This window comes from Dokdonella sp., assembly GCF_019634845.1.
Classification (GTDB): domain Bacteria; phylum Pseudomonadota; class Gammaproteobacteria; order Xanthomonadales; family Rhodanobacteraceae; genus Dokdonella_A.
In genome coordinates, this window is sequence record NZ_JAHCAQ010000016.1 from 16,071 (window position 1) to 32,211 (window position 16,141).

General features: G+C 69.5%; 17 protein-coding genes. 11 read left to right on the forward strand and 6 right to left on the reverse strand.

Annotation, left to right across the window (positions count from 1 at the left end):
- Nucleotides 1-10 precede the first annotated feature (10 nt).
- Nucleotides 11-457: a type II secretion system major pseudopilin GspG gene (gene gspG / locus KF903_RS11690; RefSeq protein ID WP_291214950.1), complete on the reverse strand. Its 447-nt coding sequence runs from the start codon at nt 455-457 to the stop codon at nt 11-13.
- Between the two features lie 45 nt (nt 458-502).
- Between gspG and KF903_RS11695 the strand changes: the two genes are divergently transcribed.
- The 3 genes from KF903_RS11695 (at nt 503) to KF903_RS11705 (ending at nt 3,405) form a co-directional block, all read left to right on the forward strand.
- On the forward strand, nt 503-1,873 hold the full coding sequence (locus KF903_RS11695; RefSeq protein WP_291214953.1) for an adenosylmethionine--8-amino-7-oxononanoate transaminase: 1,371 nt from the start codon (nt 503-505) through the stop codon (nt 1,871-1,873).
- A gap of 208 nt (nt 1,874-2,081) precedes the next feature.
- The gene (locus KF903_RS11700) at nt 2,082-2,816 is read left to right on the forward strand and encodes a 16S rRNA (uracil(1498)-N(3))-methyltransferase (protein ID WP_291214956.1); all 735 of its coding nucleotides are present in this window, start codon (nt 2,082-2,084) and stop codon (nt 2,814-2,816) included.
- 64 nt (nt 2,817-2,880) lie between these two features.
- Nucleotides 2,881-3,405 carry a hypothetical protein gene (locus KF903_RS11705; protein ID WP_291214959.1) on the forward strand — a complete coding sequence of 175 codons (525 nt, stop codon included), beginning with the start codon at nt 2,881-2,883 and terminating at the stop codon, nt 3,403-3,405.
- Between the two features lie 12 nt (nt 3,406-3,417).
- Here KF903_RS11705 and KF903_RS11710 read toward each other — a convergent pair whose 3' ends face one another.
- Entirely contained in the window at nt 3,418-3,696 is a 279-nt protein-coding gene (locus tag KF903_RS11710) for a DUF2007 domain-containing protein (RefSeq protein WP_291214962.1), read from the reverse strand.
- A gap of 140 nt (nt 3,697-3,836) precedes the next feature.
- Between KF903_RS11710 and KF903_RS11715 the strand changes: the two genes are divergently transcribed.
- Entirely contained in the window at nt 3,837-5,579 is a 1,743-nt protein-coding gene (locus KF903_RS11715) for a glutamine--tRNA ligase/YqeY domain fusion protein (protein ID WP_291214965.1), read from the forward strand.
- Between the two features lie 5 nt (nt 5,580-5,584).
- On the forward strand, nt 5,585-6,145 hold the full coding sequence (locus KF903_RS11720; protein ID WP_291215130.1) for a nucleoside deaminase: 561 nt from the start codon (nt 5,585-5,587) through the stop codon (nt 6,143-6,145).
- A gap of 32 nt (nt 6,146-6,177) precedes the next feature.
- Here the strand turns inward: KF903_RS11720 and cgtA are convergent, their stop codons facing one another.
- From cgtA to rplU, 3 genes are all read right to left on the reverse strand, one after another.
- Nucleotides 6,178-7,203: an Obg family GTPase CgtA gene (gene cgtA / locus KF903_RS11725; RefSeq protein ID WP_291214968.1), complete on the reverse strand. Its 1,026-nt coding sequence runs from the start codon at nt 7,201-7,203 to the stop codon at nt 6,178-6,180.
- 119 nt (nt 7,204-7,322) lie between these two features.
- The gene (rpmA, locus tag KF903_RS11730) at nt 7,323-7,580 is read right to left on the reverse strand and encodes a 50S ribosomal protein L27 (protein ID WP_291214971.1); all 258 of its coding nucleotides are present in this window, start codon (nt 7,578-7,580) and stop codon (nt 7,323-7,325) included.
- Between the two features lie 14 nt (nt 7,581-7,594).
- Entirely contained in the window at nt 7,595-7,912 is a 318-nt protein-coding gene (rplU, locus tag KF903_RS11735) for a 50S ribosomal protein L21 (protein ID WP_291214974.1), read from the reverse strand.
- Nucleotides 7,913-8,261: 349 nt separating this feature from the next.
- Between rplU and uvrA the strand changes: the two genes are divergently transcribed.
- The gene (gene uvrA / locus KF903_RS11740; RefSeq protein WP_291214976.1) at nt 8,262-11,132 is read left to right on the forward strand and encodes an excinuclease ABC subunit UvrA; all 2,871 of its coding nucleotides are present in this window, start codon (nt 8,262-8,264) and stop codon (nt 11,130-11,132) included.
- Nucleotides 11,129-11,578 (forward strand): thioesterase family protein, encoded by a 450-nt coding sequence (locus tag KF903_RS11745; RefSeq protein ID WP_291214979.1) that lies wholly within the window; start codon nt 11,129-11,131, stop codon nt 11,576-11,578. Before uvrA ends, KF903_RS11745 begins: the two co-directional genes overlap by 4 nt.
- A gap of 72 nt (nt 11,579-11,650) precedes the next feature.
- Here the strand turns inward: KF903_RS11745 and KF903_RS11750 are convergent, their stop codons facing one another.
- Nucleotides 11,651-12,091 (reverse strand): copper chaperone PCu(A)C, encoded by a 441-nt coding sequence (locus KF903_RS11750; protein WP_291214982.1) that lies wholly within the window; start codon nt 12,089-12,091, stop codon nt 11,651-11,653.
- A 62-nt stretch (nt 12,092-12,153) separates the two neighbouring features.
- Between KF903_RS11750 and KF903_RS11755 the strand changes: the two genes are divergently transcribed.
- The 4 genes from KF903_RS11755 to KF903_RS11770 all read left to right on the forward strand — a co-directional run bounded on the left by KF903_RS11755 (nt 12,154) and on the right by KF903_RS11770 (nt 16,092).
- Entirely contained in the window at nt 12,154-13,599 is a 1,446-nt protein-coding gene (locus KF903_RS11755) for a hypothetical protein (protein ID WP_291214984.1), read from the forward strand.
- 23 nt (nt 13,600-13,622) lie between these two features.
- Nucleotides 13,623-14,183, forward strand: coding sequence for a hypothetical protein (locus KF903_RS11760; protein WP_291214987.1), 561 nt, complete (start codon nt 13,623-13,625; stop codon nt 14,181-14,183).
- Between the two features lie 203 nt (nt 14,184-14,386).
- Nucleotides 14,387-15,265: a CPBP family intramembrane glutamic endopeptidase gene (locus KF903_RS11765; RefSeq protein WP_291215133.1), complete on the forward strand. Its 879-nt coding sequence runs from the start codon at nt 14,387-14,389 to the stop codon at nt 15,263-15,265.
- 62 nt (nt 15,266-15,327) lie between these two features.
- The gene (locus KF903_RS11770; RefSeq protein WP_291214989.1) at nt 15,328-16,092 is read left to right on the forward strand and encodes an enoyl-CoA hydratase/isomerase family protein; all 765 of its coding nucleotides are present in this window, start codon (nt 15,328-15,330) and stop codon (nt 16,090-16,092) included.
- Nucleotides 16,093-16,141: the final 49 nt, after the last annotated feature.

The following is a 16,141-nucleotide window of genomic DNA, read 5'->3' on the forward strand; positions in this document are numbered from 1 at the left end:
CGCGCGCCGCCTACTCCCAGTTGCCGACGTCGGCGGCTTCGCCCTCGCCGCCTGGCTTGCCGTCGGCACCGAGGCTGTAGACGTCGAACTCGCCATGCTGGCCCGGCTGCACGTACTGGTAGGGCCGGCCCCACGGATCCTTGGGCACGCTGCGCGACTGCAGGTAGGGGCCCTTCCAGTTCGGCGCATCGGGCTGGCCGCCGGGCTTGGCGATGAGCGCATCGAGCCCCTGCTCGGTCGACGGATAGACGAAGTTGTCGAGCTTGTAGAGGTTGAGTGCACTGACGATGCTGGAGATGTCCTGGTGCGCCTTGACGATGCGCGCCTCGCCCGGTCGATCCATCACGCGCGGCACCACGATCGCGGCAAGGATGCCGAGGATGACGACCACGACGAGGATCTCGATCAGCGTGAAACCGCGCGCAGCAGCGCGGCGGGAAATCGGTGGATGGCGCATGGCGAGCTTGTGCGGCAGCGGGGCTGGCGCCGATCATATCAGGCCATGACTGCCCCCCATGTCGAACTGGCCGCGCGCGATCTCGCCGTGGTCTGGCACCCGTGCACGCAGATGCACGACCACAGCTTCGTGCCGATGCTGCCGATCGCCGGCGCGCAGGGCGCGTGGCTGCACGGCCACGACGGGCGACACTACCTGGACGCGGTGAGCTCGTGGTGGACCTGCCTGCTCGGCCACCGCCACCCGCGCATCGTCGCCGCGCTCAAGGACCAGCTCGACCGCCTCGACCACGTGATGCTGGCCGGCTTCACCCACGAACCGGCCATCGAACTGGCCGAGGAGCTGGTGCGCATCGCGCCGCGTGCGGCCGGCGACAGCCGGCGTCTCGGCCGCGTGTTCTACGCCGACAACGGCTCGGCCGCGATCGAGGTCGCGCTCAAGCTCTCGTTCCACTACTGGCGCAACTGCGGCGAGCACCGGCGCACGCGCTTCGTCGCGCTGACCGGCAGCTACCATGGCGAAACGCTCGGCGCGCTCGCGGTGACCGACGTACCGCTGTACCGCGCAACCTATGCCGCGCTGCTGCTCGAACCGCTGTTCGTTCCCTCGCCCGACACCTGGGATGCCGCGCCCGGCGAGGATGCCGACGCCTGCGCCGCGCGCCGCCTGGGCGAGCTGCGCGCGCTGCTCGAGCGCCACGCCGGCGAGGTGTGCGCGGTCCTCATCGAGCCGCTGGTGCAATGCGCGGGCGGCATGCGCATGCACGCGGCCAGCTATCTCGGCGGGCTGCGCGCGCTGTGTGACGAGTTCGCGGTGCACCTCATCGCCGACGAGATCGCGGTCGGCTTCGGCCGCACGGGAACGCTGTTCGCGTGCGAGCAGGGCCACATCGTTCCCGACTTCCTGTGCCTGTCGAAGGGTCTCACCGGCGGCACGCTGCCGCTGTCGGCGGTGCTGACCACCGACGCGGTGTACGCCGCGTTCTACGCCGATTACGCGAGCGGCAAAGCCTTCCTCCACTCGCACAGCTACACCGGCAATCCGCTGGCCTGCCGCGCCGCGGTGGCGACGCTGGCCGTGCTGCGCGAGGAACCGGTGCTCGAACGCAACCGTGTACTGGCCGCGCAACTGGCCGCGCGGCTGGCGCCGCTGCGCGAGCACCCGCACATCGCCGATGTACGCCAGACCGGCATGATCGCCGCACTCGAGCTCGCGCGCGACCGGCGCACGCGCGAGCCGTTCCCGGCCGCCGAGCGGCGCGGCCTGCGCGTTTACCGCCACGGCCTCGAACACGGCGTCGTGCTGCGCCCGCTCGGCAACGTGGTCTATTTCATGCCGCCCTACTGCATCACGCCAGCGGAAATCGACCTCATGGTCGAGGTCGCGAGCGCGGGCATCGAGCGCGCCGTCGCCTGACCACCACGCCGTGGACTGCCGCGGCAGCCGCGCGCCGCGCTGCCCAACCCCGGCGCAACGCATCGTCGATCGAGTCGCGCGCGATGCGGGGCAAGCGACCGCTAACCCGACGCGAGGCAGGCGCAGCCCAGGCCGCGGGCGCGCCGGGGAGTTGGCATCCGGGGGCACGCTTGCGCACAATCCGGCCTCGATCGCGCCGGAGTTCAACATGCGCATTCCCCGCGTCTATGTCCCGCAGCCGCTGCAACCGGGCAGCGAAGTCGCCCTGCCCGTGCAGGCCGGCGAACATCTCGTGCGCGTGCTGCGTCTGGAGCGCGGTCATCCGCTGCGCCTGTTCAACGGCGATGGCAACGAATACGGCGGCGAGATCGCCTCGCTGGCCAAGCGCGCGGTGACCGCGCGCGTGCTCACGCTGCAGGACGTTCCGTCGCTGGAGAGCCCGCTGCGACTGACTCTCGTGCAGGGCATCGCGCGCGGCGAGAAGATGGACTGGATCCTGCAGAAGGCGACCGAACTGGGGGTGGCGCGCATCGTGCCGGTGGTGACCGAGCGCACCGAGGTGCGGCTCGACGCCGAGCGCGCCGAGCGGCGCCTCGCGCACTGGCAGGCCGTGCTCGGCTCGGCCTGCGAGCAGTGCGGACGCAACCGGCTGCCGCAACTCGACGAACCGCTGCGCCTGGCCGAGTTCGCGACGCAGCCGGCCGTCGCCGGCGAACTGCGACTCGTGCTCGATCCGCAGGCCGGGAGATGCGTGCAGACCCTGCCACAGGCCAGCCAGATGACGCTCGTGGTCGGTCCCGAGGGCGGCTTGTCCGATGCGGATCTGGGCCTGCTCGCGCAGGCCGGCTTTCGCGGCCTGCGGCTCGGTCCGCGCATCCTGCGTACCGAGACCGCCGGCATCGCCGCGCTGGCCGTGCTGCAGGCGCTGCAGGGCGACCTGTGACCGCGCCGCGCACCGGAATCGGCTCGACCGTTATGCTTGAACCTTCACCCAGGGAGGCAACAGCATGAGCAAGGCAATTGCAGCAGCGGTCGGTGCAACGGTGTTCATCGCCGGCATCGGTGTCGGCATGGCCGCGCAGAAACTCGGCCCCAGTCTGTTCGAAGGCAAGTCCAAGGCCGCAGCCGCACAGGCGCTGGTCGACGCCGCGCTGGTGCAGGCCGACGATGGCAGTTGGGAACGCATCGCGGTCGGCCGCATCCAGTACCTGGGCGGGCAGAAGCCGCAGGGACAGGCGATCTTCGATGCGATCCTCGCCGGCAAGCACGCCGCCAGCGACGAGATGCGCATCGCCCGTGTCTACCGCGAGGCGGGCGAATGGAGCCGCGCCAAGCCGCTGTTCGACACCTACGTGACGAAGAACCCCAAGGACGAGAAGGAAATCGCCGAGATCGGCGCCTACTACCTGCTCGCCGGCGACCGCGACCACGCCGAGGCTCTGTTCGCCAAGTCCTTCGCGATCACCTCCGAGTTCTGGGCCACCGTCGCTGCGGCCGGCGCCTATCTGGGCGTGGCGCCACTGGCCGACTGAAGCCGGTCGCGCTCAGGCCAGCGCTGGGCCAAGTCCGCCTTCGGCTGCGCGGGTATCGGCCTCGTCGGCATGCGGCCCGGCCAGCGCGGCCTCGATCGCGCGCACGATCGGCAGCGCCCGCTCGATGTCGCAATCGGCCACCATCACGCTGACGAGGTTCCAGCACGGCAGCTCGCCGAGCGCGCCCGTGAGCTGCTCGCCGGCGACATGGGCGAACATGCCCTCGGCCTCGAGCGCACCCTTGACGAGGTTGGCATCGATGAGCGTGTCGGCGCGGTAAACGATCTTCATGGGCGGCAACCTCCGCGCGCCATCATGAACCTGTCGCCGCCGCGCTGCACGCGCGGCGGCGTCCCGGTTCGCTTTCGCGGGCCCGACCGCTAAACTCGCGCATTTCCGCCACCATGGACGCCGCCACGCGGCGCCTTCGCATGACCGACGCCAGCAGCGCGCCCACCGCGGGCCATTCCTTCATCCGCCAGATCGTCGTCGCCGACGTCGCCGCCGGCAAGCATGGTGGCGCGGTCCGCACGCGCTTTCCGCCCGAGCCCAACGGCTATCTGCACCTGGGTCACGCCAAGGCGATCTGCCTCGACTTCGGCCTCGCGCGCGAGTTCGGCGGCAGCACCGCGCTGCGCTTCGACGACACCAACCCGGCCAAGGAAGACGTCGAATACGTCGAGGCGATCAAGGCCGACGTGCAATGGCTCGGCTTCCAGTGGGACACGCTGCGCCACAGCTCGGACTATTTCGAGGTGCTGTATCTGGGTGCCGAGAAGATGATCCGGCTCGGCAAGGCCTACGTCTGCGACCTCAGTGCCGAGCAGGTGCGCGCGCAGCGCGGCACGCTGACCGAGGCCGGACGCAACTCGCCGTACCGCGAGCGCGGCATCGAGGAAAACCTCGACCTGTTCCGGCGCATGCGCGCGGGCGAGTTCGCCGACGGCGCGCGCACGTTGCGCGCCAAGATCGACATGGCCGCCGGCAACATCAACCTGCGCGACCCGGCGATCTACCGCATCCGCCGCCTCAGCCACCAGAACACCGGCGATGCCTGGTGCATCTACCCGATGTACGACTACGCGCATCCGGTGTCCGACGCGGTGGAAGGCATCACGCACTCGTTCTGCACCCTCGAGTTCGAGGACCACCGGCCGCTGTACGACTGGTTCCTCGACCAGCTCGACCTGCCCAATGACGCGAGCCTGACCGAACCGCTGCGGCGCGCCGGCCTGTGGCAGCAGCCCAGCCGCCCGCAGCAGATCGAGTTCGCGCGCGGCAACCTCGACTACACCGTGATGAGCAAGCGCAAGCTCATGGCACTGGTCGCCGAGCGCCTCGTCGATGGCTGGGACGATCCGCGCATGCCCACGCTTGCGGGGGCGCGCCGCCGCGGCTTTCCGCCGGCCGCGATCCGCGCGTTCTGGGAACGCGCCGGCGTGACCAAGCAGAACTCGGTGATCGAGTTCAGCGTGCTCGAAAACTGCGTGCGCGAGGTGCTCGACGCGAATGCGCCACGGCGCATGGCCGTGCTCGACCCGCTCAGGCTCGTCATCGACAACCTCGGCGCCGGCCACACCGAAACGATCGGGTTTGCCAACCATCCGAAGAATCCCGACTTCGGCACGCGGCAGGTGCCGTTTTCGCGCGAGCTGTGGATCGAGCGCGAGGATTTCGCCGAGGTTCCGCCCAAGGGCTTCCACCGCCTCGTGCCCGGTGGCGAAGTGCGCCTGCGCGGTGTCGGCATCGTGCGCTGCACCGATCTGGTCAAGGATGCCGCCGGCAACGTGACGCAGGTCCACTGCACGCTCGACCCCGATACGCGGCATGGCATGCCGGGCGCCGAGCGCAAGGTCAAGGGCACGATCCACTGGGTCAGCGCCGCGCATGCGCTCGCCGCCGAAGTGCGTCTGTACGACCGCCTGTTCACGGCGGCCGATCCCGACGACGACAGCGATGGCAAGAGCTACGCCGACCACCTCAACCGTGATTCCAAGCGCGTCGTCGGCGCGTGGCTGGAACCGGCCGCGGCCGATGTCGACGCCGAAGCCGCACTGCAGTTCGAACGGCTTGGCTATTTCACCGCCGACCGCCGCGACCACACGCCGCAGCGCCCGGTGTTCAATCGCACGGTGACGCTGCGCGACACCTGGGCCAAGGTCGCCGGCAAGTGAGCACGATGATTCCGGCGCAACTGCACCTGACCCTGCCGTTGTGGCTGCGCGAGCATATCGATTCGCAGCGCCTGTACGAGGATGACGCGGCCAAGGTCGGCCTCGCGATCGAGCTGGCACGCGGCAATGTCGAGCATCGTGCCGGTGGCCCGTTCGGCGCGGCCGTGTTCACGGCCATGGGCCGGCTCGTCGCGGTCGGCGTCAATCGCGTGGTGCCGCAGAACTGCTCGGTCGCCCATGCCGAAATGATGGCCTACATGCTGGCGCAGCAGCGCCTGCAACGCTACCGCCTCAACGACGACGGCAACCGTTTCATCCTCGCCACCAGCGCCCAGCCATGCTGCCAGTGCTACGGCGCCACGATCTGGGCCGGCATCGACGAGCTGCTGATCGGCGCGCGCAGCGAGGACGTGATGGAACTGAGCGAGTTCGACGAAGGCCCGCTGCCAACCGACTGGATCGGCGAGCTCACCCGGCGCGGCATCGCGGTCCGCCGCGACATCCGGCGCGACGAGGCACGGCAGGTGTTCGTGCGTTACCGCGAGCTGGGCGGCGCGGCCTACTGAGTGCCGGCGGTGCGTGACCGCCCGCGGCGCGGTCAGCCGGCCGCGGCCTTGCTCTCGTCGAAGAAGCGCTGGATGTCGAGACACATCGGCCAGGTGCCCTCGCGCGAGATCGCCGACACGACATACCAGGGCTGCTTCCAGCGCAGGCGTCGCACGATCGCGCGGGCGGCGGGCTCGCGCTGCTCGGGTGCGAGCAGGTCGGCCTTGTTGAGCACCAGCCAGCGCGGCCGTCGCAACAGCTTGGCATCGTAGCTCTTGAGCTCGTTCTCGATCGCGCGAACCTCGGCGACGGGATCGGTGCTGCCATCGAGCGGTGCAAGATCGACCACGTGCAGCAGCAGGCGCGTGCGTGCCACGTGCTTGAGGAACTGCACGCCGAGCCCGGCGCCGTCGGCGGCGCCTTCGATGAGGCCCGGAATGTCGGCGATGACGAAACTCTGGTCGGTACCGATGCGCACCACGCCCAGGTGCGGCTGCAGCGTCGTGAACGGATAGTCGGCAACCTTGGGCGTGGCCGCCGACACCGCGCGGATCAGGGTCGACTTGCCAGCATTGGGAAAGCCGAGCAGGCCGACGTCGGCCAGCACCTTGAGCTCGAGCTTGAGCTCGCGCTCGTCGCCGGGCGAGCCGGAGGTGGCCTTGCGCGGCGCGCGGTTGACCGAGCTCTTGAAGTGCATGTTGCCGAGGCCGCCGTGCCCGCCCTGCGCCACCAGCAGGCGCTGGCCATGCGCGGTGAGGTCGCCGATCTGCTCGTCGGTGGCGGTGTTGATCACGACCGTGCCGACCGGCACGCGGATCACGGTGTCGGCGCCGGCCTTGCCGGCCATCTGCCGCCCCATACCGTTCTCGCCGCGCTGCGCGCGAAACACGCGCTGGTGGCGGAAATCGACCAGCGTGTTGAGGCCTTCGTCGGCGAGCAGCCAGACGCTGCCACCGGCACCGCCGTCGCCGCCATCGGGACCACCGAACGGGATGAACTTCTCGCGGCGGAAGCCGACGCAACCGTTGCCGCCGTTGCCGGCGTGGACGTGGATGATGGCTTCGTCGACGAATTTCATGGGGCTGGGGAAGTCTGGATCCGGGGTTCGTGATGGGTGAAGTCGGGCCGGCGCGCGCCGCGACAAACAAAAAACCCCGCTCGGCGCGGGGTTTCTTGCCTCGACAGCGAGCGTGGGGCTCAGCCCTGGATCACGCTGACCGTCTTGCGCGCGAGCGGACCCTTAGCCTTGAACTCGACCGTGCCGTCGACCAGCGCGAACAGCGTGTGGTCGCGACCCAGACCGACGCCAGCGCCCGGATGGAAGCGCGTGCCGCGCTGGCGCACGATGATGTTGCCGGCCTCGACCGCCTGGCCACCGTAGATCTTGACGCCGAGGTACTTCGGGTTGGAATCGCGGCCGTTACGGGTGGAGCCGCCTGCCTTTTTGTGTGCCATGACTGCAAAGCTCCTTACTTGGCGCCGGTGATGCCGGTGATTTCGATTTCGGTGTAATGCTGCCGATGGCCCATCTCCTTGCGATGGTGCTTGCGGCGGCGGAACTTGACGATGCGGATCTTGTCGGCGCGGCCGTGCGCGACCACCTTGGCGGTGACCGCAGCGCCGGCCACGGTCGGCGTACCGACCGTCACGCCTTCGCCGGTGCCGACCAGCAGCACCTGATCGAGCTTGACCTCGGCGCCGACATCGGCGACGAGCTTTTCCACGCGCAGGGTCTCGCCCTGCGCCACGCGGTACTGACGACCGCCGGTGACTACGACTGCGTACATGGCCATGCCTCTGTAGTTATTCTGGTTACAGCCTGCGCCGACGGAATTGTCCGGCAGCGAGCCGCGCAGTATAGCCGCGCGCCAAAGTCCCATGCAAGCCGTTGTTTTGCATGCCCACGCCGGCCAGTGCGAGGCGGCGGCACGCCGCTCAGCCGGCCCCCCGTCGGTCGGCCGTGCCATCAGGCCGCTCCAGGCCGAGAACGCGCGGCGGCCATCGCCGCACCGCCGGGCCCGCCTCCGGCCACCCGCCAACGACCAGCCTCGGAGTGCCGCTGCTGCCGGCGCCGCGCGGCGCGCTGGTCGGCGGATGCGCTTGTTATATTGGCCCACTGCCCCATTTGCCTTCAGCATGGACTCGATCCGCATCCGCGGTGCGCGCACGCACAACCTCAAGAACATCGATCTCGACCTGCCGCGCAACCAGTTGATCGTGATCACCGGCCTGTCCGGCTCGGGCAAGTCCTCGCTCGCGTTCGACACGATCTATGCCGAAGGCCAGCGCCGTTACGTCGAGTCGCTGTCGGCCTACGCGCGCCAGTTCCTGTCGATGATGGAGAAGCCCGACGTCGACCACATCGAGGGGCTGTCGCCGGCGATCTCGATCGAGCAGAAATCGACCTCGCACAATCCGCGCTCCACGGTCGGCACCATCACCGAGATCCACGACTACCTGCGCCTGCTGTACGCCCGCGTGGGCACGCCACGCTGCCCCGAGCATGGCACCAGCCTGCAGGCGCAGACCGTCAGCCAGATGGTCGACAGCGTGCTGGCACTCGATGCGGGGCACCGCTGGATGCTGCTCGCGCCGGTGATTCGCCAGCGCAAGGGCGAACACGTGCAGGTACTGGAGCAGTTGCGGGCGCAGGGTTTCGTGCGCGCCCGCGTCGACGGCGTGGTGCATGAACTCGACGCGGTGCCGCCGCTGGCGCTGCGCGTCAAGCACACGATCGAGGTCGTGATCGACCGCTTCCGCCCGCGCGCCGATCTCCAGCAGCGTCTGGCCGAGTCGTTCGAGACGGCGTTGCGTCTGGGCGACGGCATTGCGCTCGTCGCCGACCTCGACGATACCGACGCGGCCGAACTCACCTATTCCTCGCGCTTCTCCTGTCCGATCTGCGACTACGCGCTGCCCGAGCTCGAACCGCGCCTGTTCTCGTTCAATTCACCGCTCGGCGCCTGCCCCGACTGCGACGGCCTGGGCGTGACCCAGTTCTTCGACCCGGCGCGCGTGGTCGCGCATCCGCAGGCGAGCCTGGCCGGCGGCGCGATCCGCAGTTGGGACCGGCGCAACCCGTATTATTTCCAGCTCATCCAGTCGCTGGCGCGACACTACAAGTTCGACGTCGACACGCCGTGGGAAAAGCTGCCCAAGGCCACGCGCGAGGCCGTGCTGTTCGGCTCCGGCAGCGAGTCGATCGCGTTCCGCCACACGCCCGGCAACGCCAGCGGCGCGGTCACGCGCAAGCATCCGTTCGAGGGCATCGTCGTCAACCTCGAGCGCCGCTACAAGGAAACCGAGTCGCCCGCCGTGCGCGAGGAACTGGCTCGCTTCATCAGCGAGCGTCCCTGCCCCGCCTGCGCCGGACAACGCCTCAACCGCAGCGCGCGCAACGTGTTCGTCGGCGACGCCAACCTGCCCGCGTTGGCCGCGCTGCCGATCGGGCAGGCGCTGGCGTTCTTCGACCGCCTCAAGCTCGATGGCTGGCGCGGCGACATCGCCACCAAGATCGTCAAGGAGATCCGCGAGCGTCTGCGCTTCCTCGTCGACGTGGGCCTCGACTACCTCACGCTCGAGCGCAAGGCCGACTCGCTGTCGGGCGGCGAGGCGCAGCGCATCCGCCTCGCCAGCCAGATCGGCGCCGGCCTCGTCGGCGTGCTGTACGTGCTCGACGAGCCGTCGATCGGCCTGCACCAGCGCGACAACGAACGCCTGCTCGCCACGCTGACGCGCCTGCGTGACCTGGGCAACACCGTGATCGTGGTCGAACACGACGAAGACGCGATCCGCCATGCCGACCACGTCGTCGACATCGGCCCCGGAGCGGGGGCGCACGGCGGCGAAGTCGTGGCGCAGGGCGATGTCGCGGCGCTGGTCAGGGCCACCGGTTCGCTGACCGGCCAGTACCTGTCGGGGGCGCGCCGCATCGAGATCCCGCGCCAGCGCCGGCCACGCGATCCGGCACGCCTGCTGCGCCTGCTCGGCGCCAGCGGCAACAACCTGCGCGAGGTCGACCTGGAGATTCCGGCCGGCCTGTTCACCTGCATCACCGGCGTGTCGGGCTCGGGCAAGTCCACGCTCATCAACGAGACCCTGCGCAAGCTCGCCGCCGCGCAGCTCAATGGCGCCAACGAGCAGCCGGCTCCGTTCCGCGCCATCGAGCAACTCGAGCTGTTCGACAAGGTCGTCGACATCGACCAGTCACCGATCGGGCGCACGCCGCGTTCCAACCCGGCGACCTACACCGGCCTGTTCACGCCGCTGCGCGAGCTGTTCGCGCAGGTGCCCGAGGCGCGCGCACGCGGCTACGGGGCGGGTCGCTTCAGCTTCAACGTCAAGGGCGGGCGCTGCGAGGCCTGCGAGGGCGGCGGCCTCATCAAGGTCGAGATGCATTTCCTGCCCGATGTCTACGTGCCGTGCGACCTGTGCCATGGCAAGCGCTACAACCGCGAGACGCTCGAAATCAGCTGGAAGGGCCACACCATCGCCGACGTGCTCGACATGACGGTCGAGGACGCGGCGCGCCTGTTCGAGAACGTGCCCGTGCTCAAGCGCAAGCTCGACACCCTGGTCGATGTCGGCCTGGCGTACCTCCGGCTCGGCCAGAGCGCGACCACGCTGTCGGGCGGCGAGGCACAGCGCGTGAAACTGTCGCGCGAGCTGTCGCGGCGCGACACCGGACGCACGCTCTACATCCTCGACGAACCGACCACGGGCCTGCATTTCCACGACATCGAGCAACTGCTGCACGTGCTGCAACGACTCGTCGACGACGGCAACACCGTGGTCGTGATCGAACACAATCTCGACGTCATCAAGACGGCCGACTGGATCGTCGACCTTGGCCCCGAAGGCGGCGAGCGCGGCGGCCGCATCATCGCCGCCGGCACTCCCGAACAGGTGGCGCAGGCAGCCGAATCGTTCACCGGCCAGTTCCTCGCCCGCACGCTCGGCATCACCGCCGGCGCGCGCAAGAAACGCAGCCGCAAGGAGGCCGCATGAGCAGCACCGCCGCCGTCGTCGTCGCACGCGTGCCGATCACGGTGCGCTGGGGTGATCTGGACGCGTTCGACCATGTCAACAACGCGGCCTTCCTCGTCTACGCGCAGGAAGCGCGCATCGTGTGGCTGAGCCAGCTCGGCGCCAGCCTGCGCGATGCCACGATGATGCCGGTCGTCGCGGCCGCCAGTCTCAACTTCCGCCGCCAGCTCGGCTGGCCCGCGCGCATCGTGGTCGAGCTGTCGGTGGCGCGGCTGGGCAACTCGTCGCTGACGCTGGCCCATCGCATCGTCGCCGCCGACGACGATGCCTGCGTGTACGCCGATGGCGACACGGTCATGGTCTGGATCGACCCGGCCAGTGGACGCGCGATTGCGCTGCCGGCGGCGATCCGCGCGCTGGCGCCGGCTGCCGTGCCACACGATCCGTCCGCCGCAAGCGCACCGTGACGCGGCCGCGTGGTGCGGCGCACCCGGCACGCCCGCTCGTGCGCCGGCCCGGCGCCTGCGATCGACCCGGCGTCAGTCGTCGACCGCGGAGGGATCGGTCACGTCGAACGACGTGTCCACGCGCTGACCGTCCTGCAACAGGAAGGTGATGCCGACCTTGTCACCGACCGCGATGTTGCGCCGTGGCGACATCAGCATGAGATGGTAGCCGCCCGGTTCGAGCTTGACCGTGGCACCGGGCGCGACCACGAGGCGATGCACCTCGCGCATCTTGGCGATGTCCTGGGTGAGGATCGTCTCGTGCAGGCTCACGTTGCGGAAGGTGTCGCTCTGCGCGGTGAGCACCGTGACCGGGCTGTCGCCGTCGTTCGACAACGTGGCATAGCCTGCCGTCATCGACGCGCCGGGCGGAATCGCCCGCACCCAGGCGTCGTGCACCGCGAGGCGTCCCTCGGCATGCGCGGCTCCGGCGACCGCAAGCAACAGTGCCAGACCACAGGCTCGCATCGTCATCGTCGCAACCTCCATCGGGGTGGCTATGATAGCCGCATGCCTCGCGTCGAAAGGAATCCTCGATGAACCCGCTGCCGCTGGCCCTTGCCGCCATGATGACCACACTCTCCGCCTCCGCCGCCGCCGCCGACACCGCCCTCACGATCTACCGCGCCGATGGCGATGCGCTGTTCAGCCCCGGCAGCCAGCCGCTCGACGAGGGGCACGCCGTTGTGCACGAGAAGCGCAGCATCACGCTTGCCGGCGGCCGCCACGACCTTGCCGTCGGCGGCCTGCCGACGCTGCTCGACAGCGAAGCCGTCAGCATCGATTTCGGTGGCGCCGCGCGCGTGCTGGGCCAGCGCGTCATCGCGCCCGGCGACGCCGGCCTGCTCGGCGCGCATCGCGGCGAGCGCATCCTCGTGCGCGGCGCCAACCACGAAACGCTGGCCGAGGGCGAACTCATCGCGGTCGATGGCGATGGCCTCGGCGTGCGCGATGCCCAGGGCCACATCAGCTACCTGCGCAACTATGTGCGCGTCGAGTTCCCCGACAGCGCGACGCTGGCCGGCAGCAGCCTGCAGGTCGCGCTCGAGGTCGCTCGCGGCGGCCGTCAGGACGCCATGCTCGACTATCCGACCTCGGGTCTGGGCTGGCGCGCCGCCTACGCCGCCCTGCTCGACGATGGCGGCAAGTCGTGTCGCCTGCGCCTGGACGCTCTGGCCAGCATCGCCAACCGCAGCGGCCGCGACTACCGCGGCAGCACGCTCAAGCTCATCGCCGGCAGCCCCAATTTCGCCAGCGGCGGCTACTCCGGCCCGCCGCGCATGATGGCGATGAAGGTCGCGGCTGCTCCGGCGCCCGAGGCCCTGCCCGAGCAATCCGCACTCGGCGACTACCGCAGTTACGTCATCGACGGCGCGCTCGACCTGCCCGATGCGAGCGTGACCCAGGTGCCGCTGTACGCCAGCCGCGAGCTCGACTGCACGCGGCGCTGGCTCGTCGAGTCCGGCGGCAGTTGGTTCCCGGCCACGCCGAACTGGCAGGACGGCGGCGCCACCACCAGCGCACTGGCGGTCACCAGCCAGGTGCTGTTCACCGCGCCCGAAAACCTGCCGGCCGGCCGCGTGCGCGTGCTCACGCGCGATCGCGACGGCCAGCGCGAACTGCTCGGCGAGGCGCGCAGCGCCGACACCGCCAAGGGCCGCGAAGTCACCCTCAACCTCGGCGCCGCATTCGGCCTGCGTGGCGAGCGCGAACGCACCACGTTCAGTCTCGATCGCGCCGCCCGCACGCTCGACGAGGGTTTCCGCATCACGCTCGAGAACGGCAGCGACAGCGCGCGCCGCTTCACGCTGCGCGAGCACCCCAACCGCTGGCGCGCATGGCAACTGGCGAGCTCGAGCCAGCCAGCGACGCGCAAGACGCCCGACCTGCTCGAATTCGTGGTCGAAGTGCCCGCCCACGGCAAGGCCACGCTCGACTACCTCGTGCGCTACACCTGGACCGCGAGCGACGAGCGCAGCTGAACCGCCGCGCCGCGGAGCGGCATGTGTCGAGCCAATCACAGTCTGCAGCTTTCGCGATTGACAAGATGGTCATCCAGCGTGCCAACGGTCCAACTGAAGTCGTGTCCTATGAAGGTCTCGCCACGGGGCAATACAGCGTCTCGCTGGAGATATTCGGCTCGCAGTATGTTCCTGCAGCCTCGTGGAATATCGGTTTCAGCGGCGCCGGAGCCGGTGGCGGCAATCCACGCGGTGGTGGCGGTGGCTTTCCGCAGGTGCCGTTGGGCATTGGCAGTGGCAGCAGCTTTACGAGCCAGACAGCGCCTGGCAACGAGACGAGTGGAGCCGGCCCATGGACGGTCGCGATACTACTGTACTGCCCGCTAGTTGAGTCGATCGCGCACGCCATGGCCACCCTTGATTGCAGTTTGAGCGGCGGGATGAGTCACTATGAGACAAACAGTTGCGGCGTTGCGAAGTACGACTGCTACCAGCGTCCACCGCCGCCCCCGCCCGCAAGCCAGAACCCCGGAGCCTTGAGTTTCGGCCCCTTCACGATCCAGCAACCTCTCGGACCACTCAATCTGTTCTGGCTCGGATATTGATGAGTCCGCTCTGATCAGCCCGGGGTGAGTCCATCAGACTCGCCCCGGTGCTATCGCTGCCCCTCGTATTACCGGAAAATTCGCAGATAGCCACCGTGGAGTTGACGTCACGATCATTGGGCACGCGGCTTCGCGCTGCCCTCGCCACCACACTCGGCGTCGTAGCCTGCCTGATCGCAGTTGGCGTTTTCGACTTGGCCAGCGTGTTATGGCGCCCGAGTGCGACGACGATCACGCTTGCCTATCGGCCATCGGACACCTCGCTTGACCTTGCCGCGGCACGGGCACGCGTCGAACAGGCTTGGGCGGCGGCCCCGGCGGTCGCGCGCAACGGCTCGCTCGAGCTTGTCTGGAGCGACACCAATGCGGCCTATCCAGACTGCGGTACGCGTTTCGTGCAACTCACCCTCACTGTTGATGCCACCGCGAACGAGCGCTTCGGTCTTCATCGCATCCTGCCCGAGATCGGGGGTGCCGCCGGGCTCGGTGCATCCTGCAGCGGAGCGAGCGTGCGGGTCGTGAGCATCGACCGTGGCGCCTCGATGCTCAACGGCGGGAGCCTGCTTGCCCTCATCCTGCTCGTGCTCATGTGGCGATCGCATCGCGGCCGGCATTGGCTGCGCAACTGGCTCGACTGGCAGCCGCGCATCGATCGCAAGTGGGCCGTGGCGTGGGGCGTCGGCGGCTTCGTCGCGATCGCGGCCGCGATGATCGCCGCCGCCATCGTGCGCGAGCTGGCCGGCGTGCCGCACGAGCCGCACGGCATGCCGACCAGCCAACTGCCGTGGATGCTGCTGGTGGGCAGCATCGAGGCGCCGATCTACGAGGAATACCTGTTCCGCGCCTGGGCGCTCGAGCGCTACCGCCGCGCGCTGCCGGCCTGGCTCGCGCTGGCGCTCAGCAGCTTCTGCTTCGTCCTGCCCCATGCGCCCGACAACCTCGCCGATGCGGGCATGCTGTTCGGGGGGGGCATCGTGCTCGGCCTGCTGTGGCTGCGCACGCGCTCGCTGCCCGCCTGCATCATCGCGCACGGCCTGTACAACAGCCTCCAGATCATCGGACGCTGGTACCTCGTTCCGTAGCGACATCCTGCACCGCCGCAGCCCTGCTTCGCTAGACTCGTGGCTTTCCGGGAGGTCCTGCGATGCTCGAACTGATCCGCCACGACACGATCCACGAACTGCGCCTGGCGCGCCCGCCGGTCAACGCGCTCGATCCGGCGCTCGTGCGCGGGTTGCGCGAGGCCATCGTCGCGGCGCCCGCGCAAGGCGCGCAGGCGCTGCTGCTGTCGGGCGCGCCCGGCATGTTCTCGGCCGGTCTCGACGTGCCAACGCTGCTGCAGCTCGACCGCGCGGCGATGCGCGCGTTCTGGGTCGAGTTCTTCGACCTCTGCGCCGCGCTCGCCCGCTGCCCGCTGCCGCTCGCTGCCGCGATCACGGGCCACAGCCCGGCCGGCGGCGCGGTGCTCGCGATCCTGTGCGACTACCGCGTCATGGCGCGCAGCGTCGATCCGGCCAAGCCGTTCCGCATCGGGCTCAACGAGGTGCAGGTGGGTCTCGTCGTGCCCGAAGTGATCCAGTTCGCGCTGCGCCGCCTCGTCGGCACCTATCGCGCCGAGCGGCTCATGGTGGCCGGCACGATGCTGACCGCCGAGGAGGCGCAGCCGCTCGGCTTCGTCGATGAACTGGCCGCGATCGATGCCGTGGTGCCGCGCGCACGCGCCTGGCTTGCCGAGCTGCTCACGCTGCCGCCGCATGCACTCACCGCCACGCGCCGCATCGCGCGCGCCGACCTCGCGGCCACGTTCGCCGATCCCGCGAGCTTCGGCATCGACGAATTCGTCGACGCCTGGTTCGCGGCGCCGACGCAGGCCGTGCTGCAGGCGCTGGTGGCGCGGCTCAAGAAATGATGCGCCGTGGCCGGCGGACTGCCCTTTCCCGGGGTTGCCCTCGTTTGCA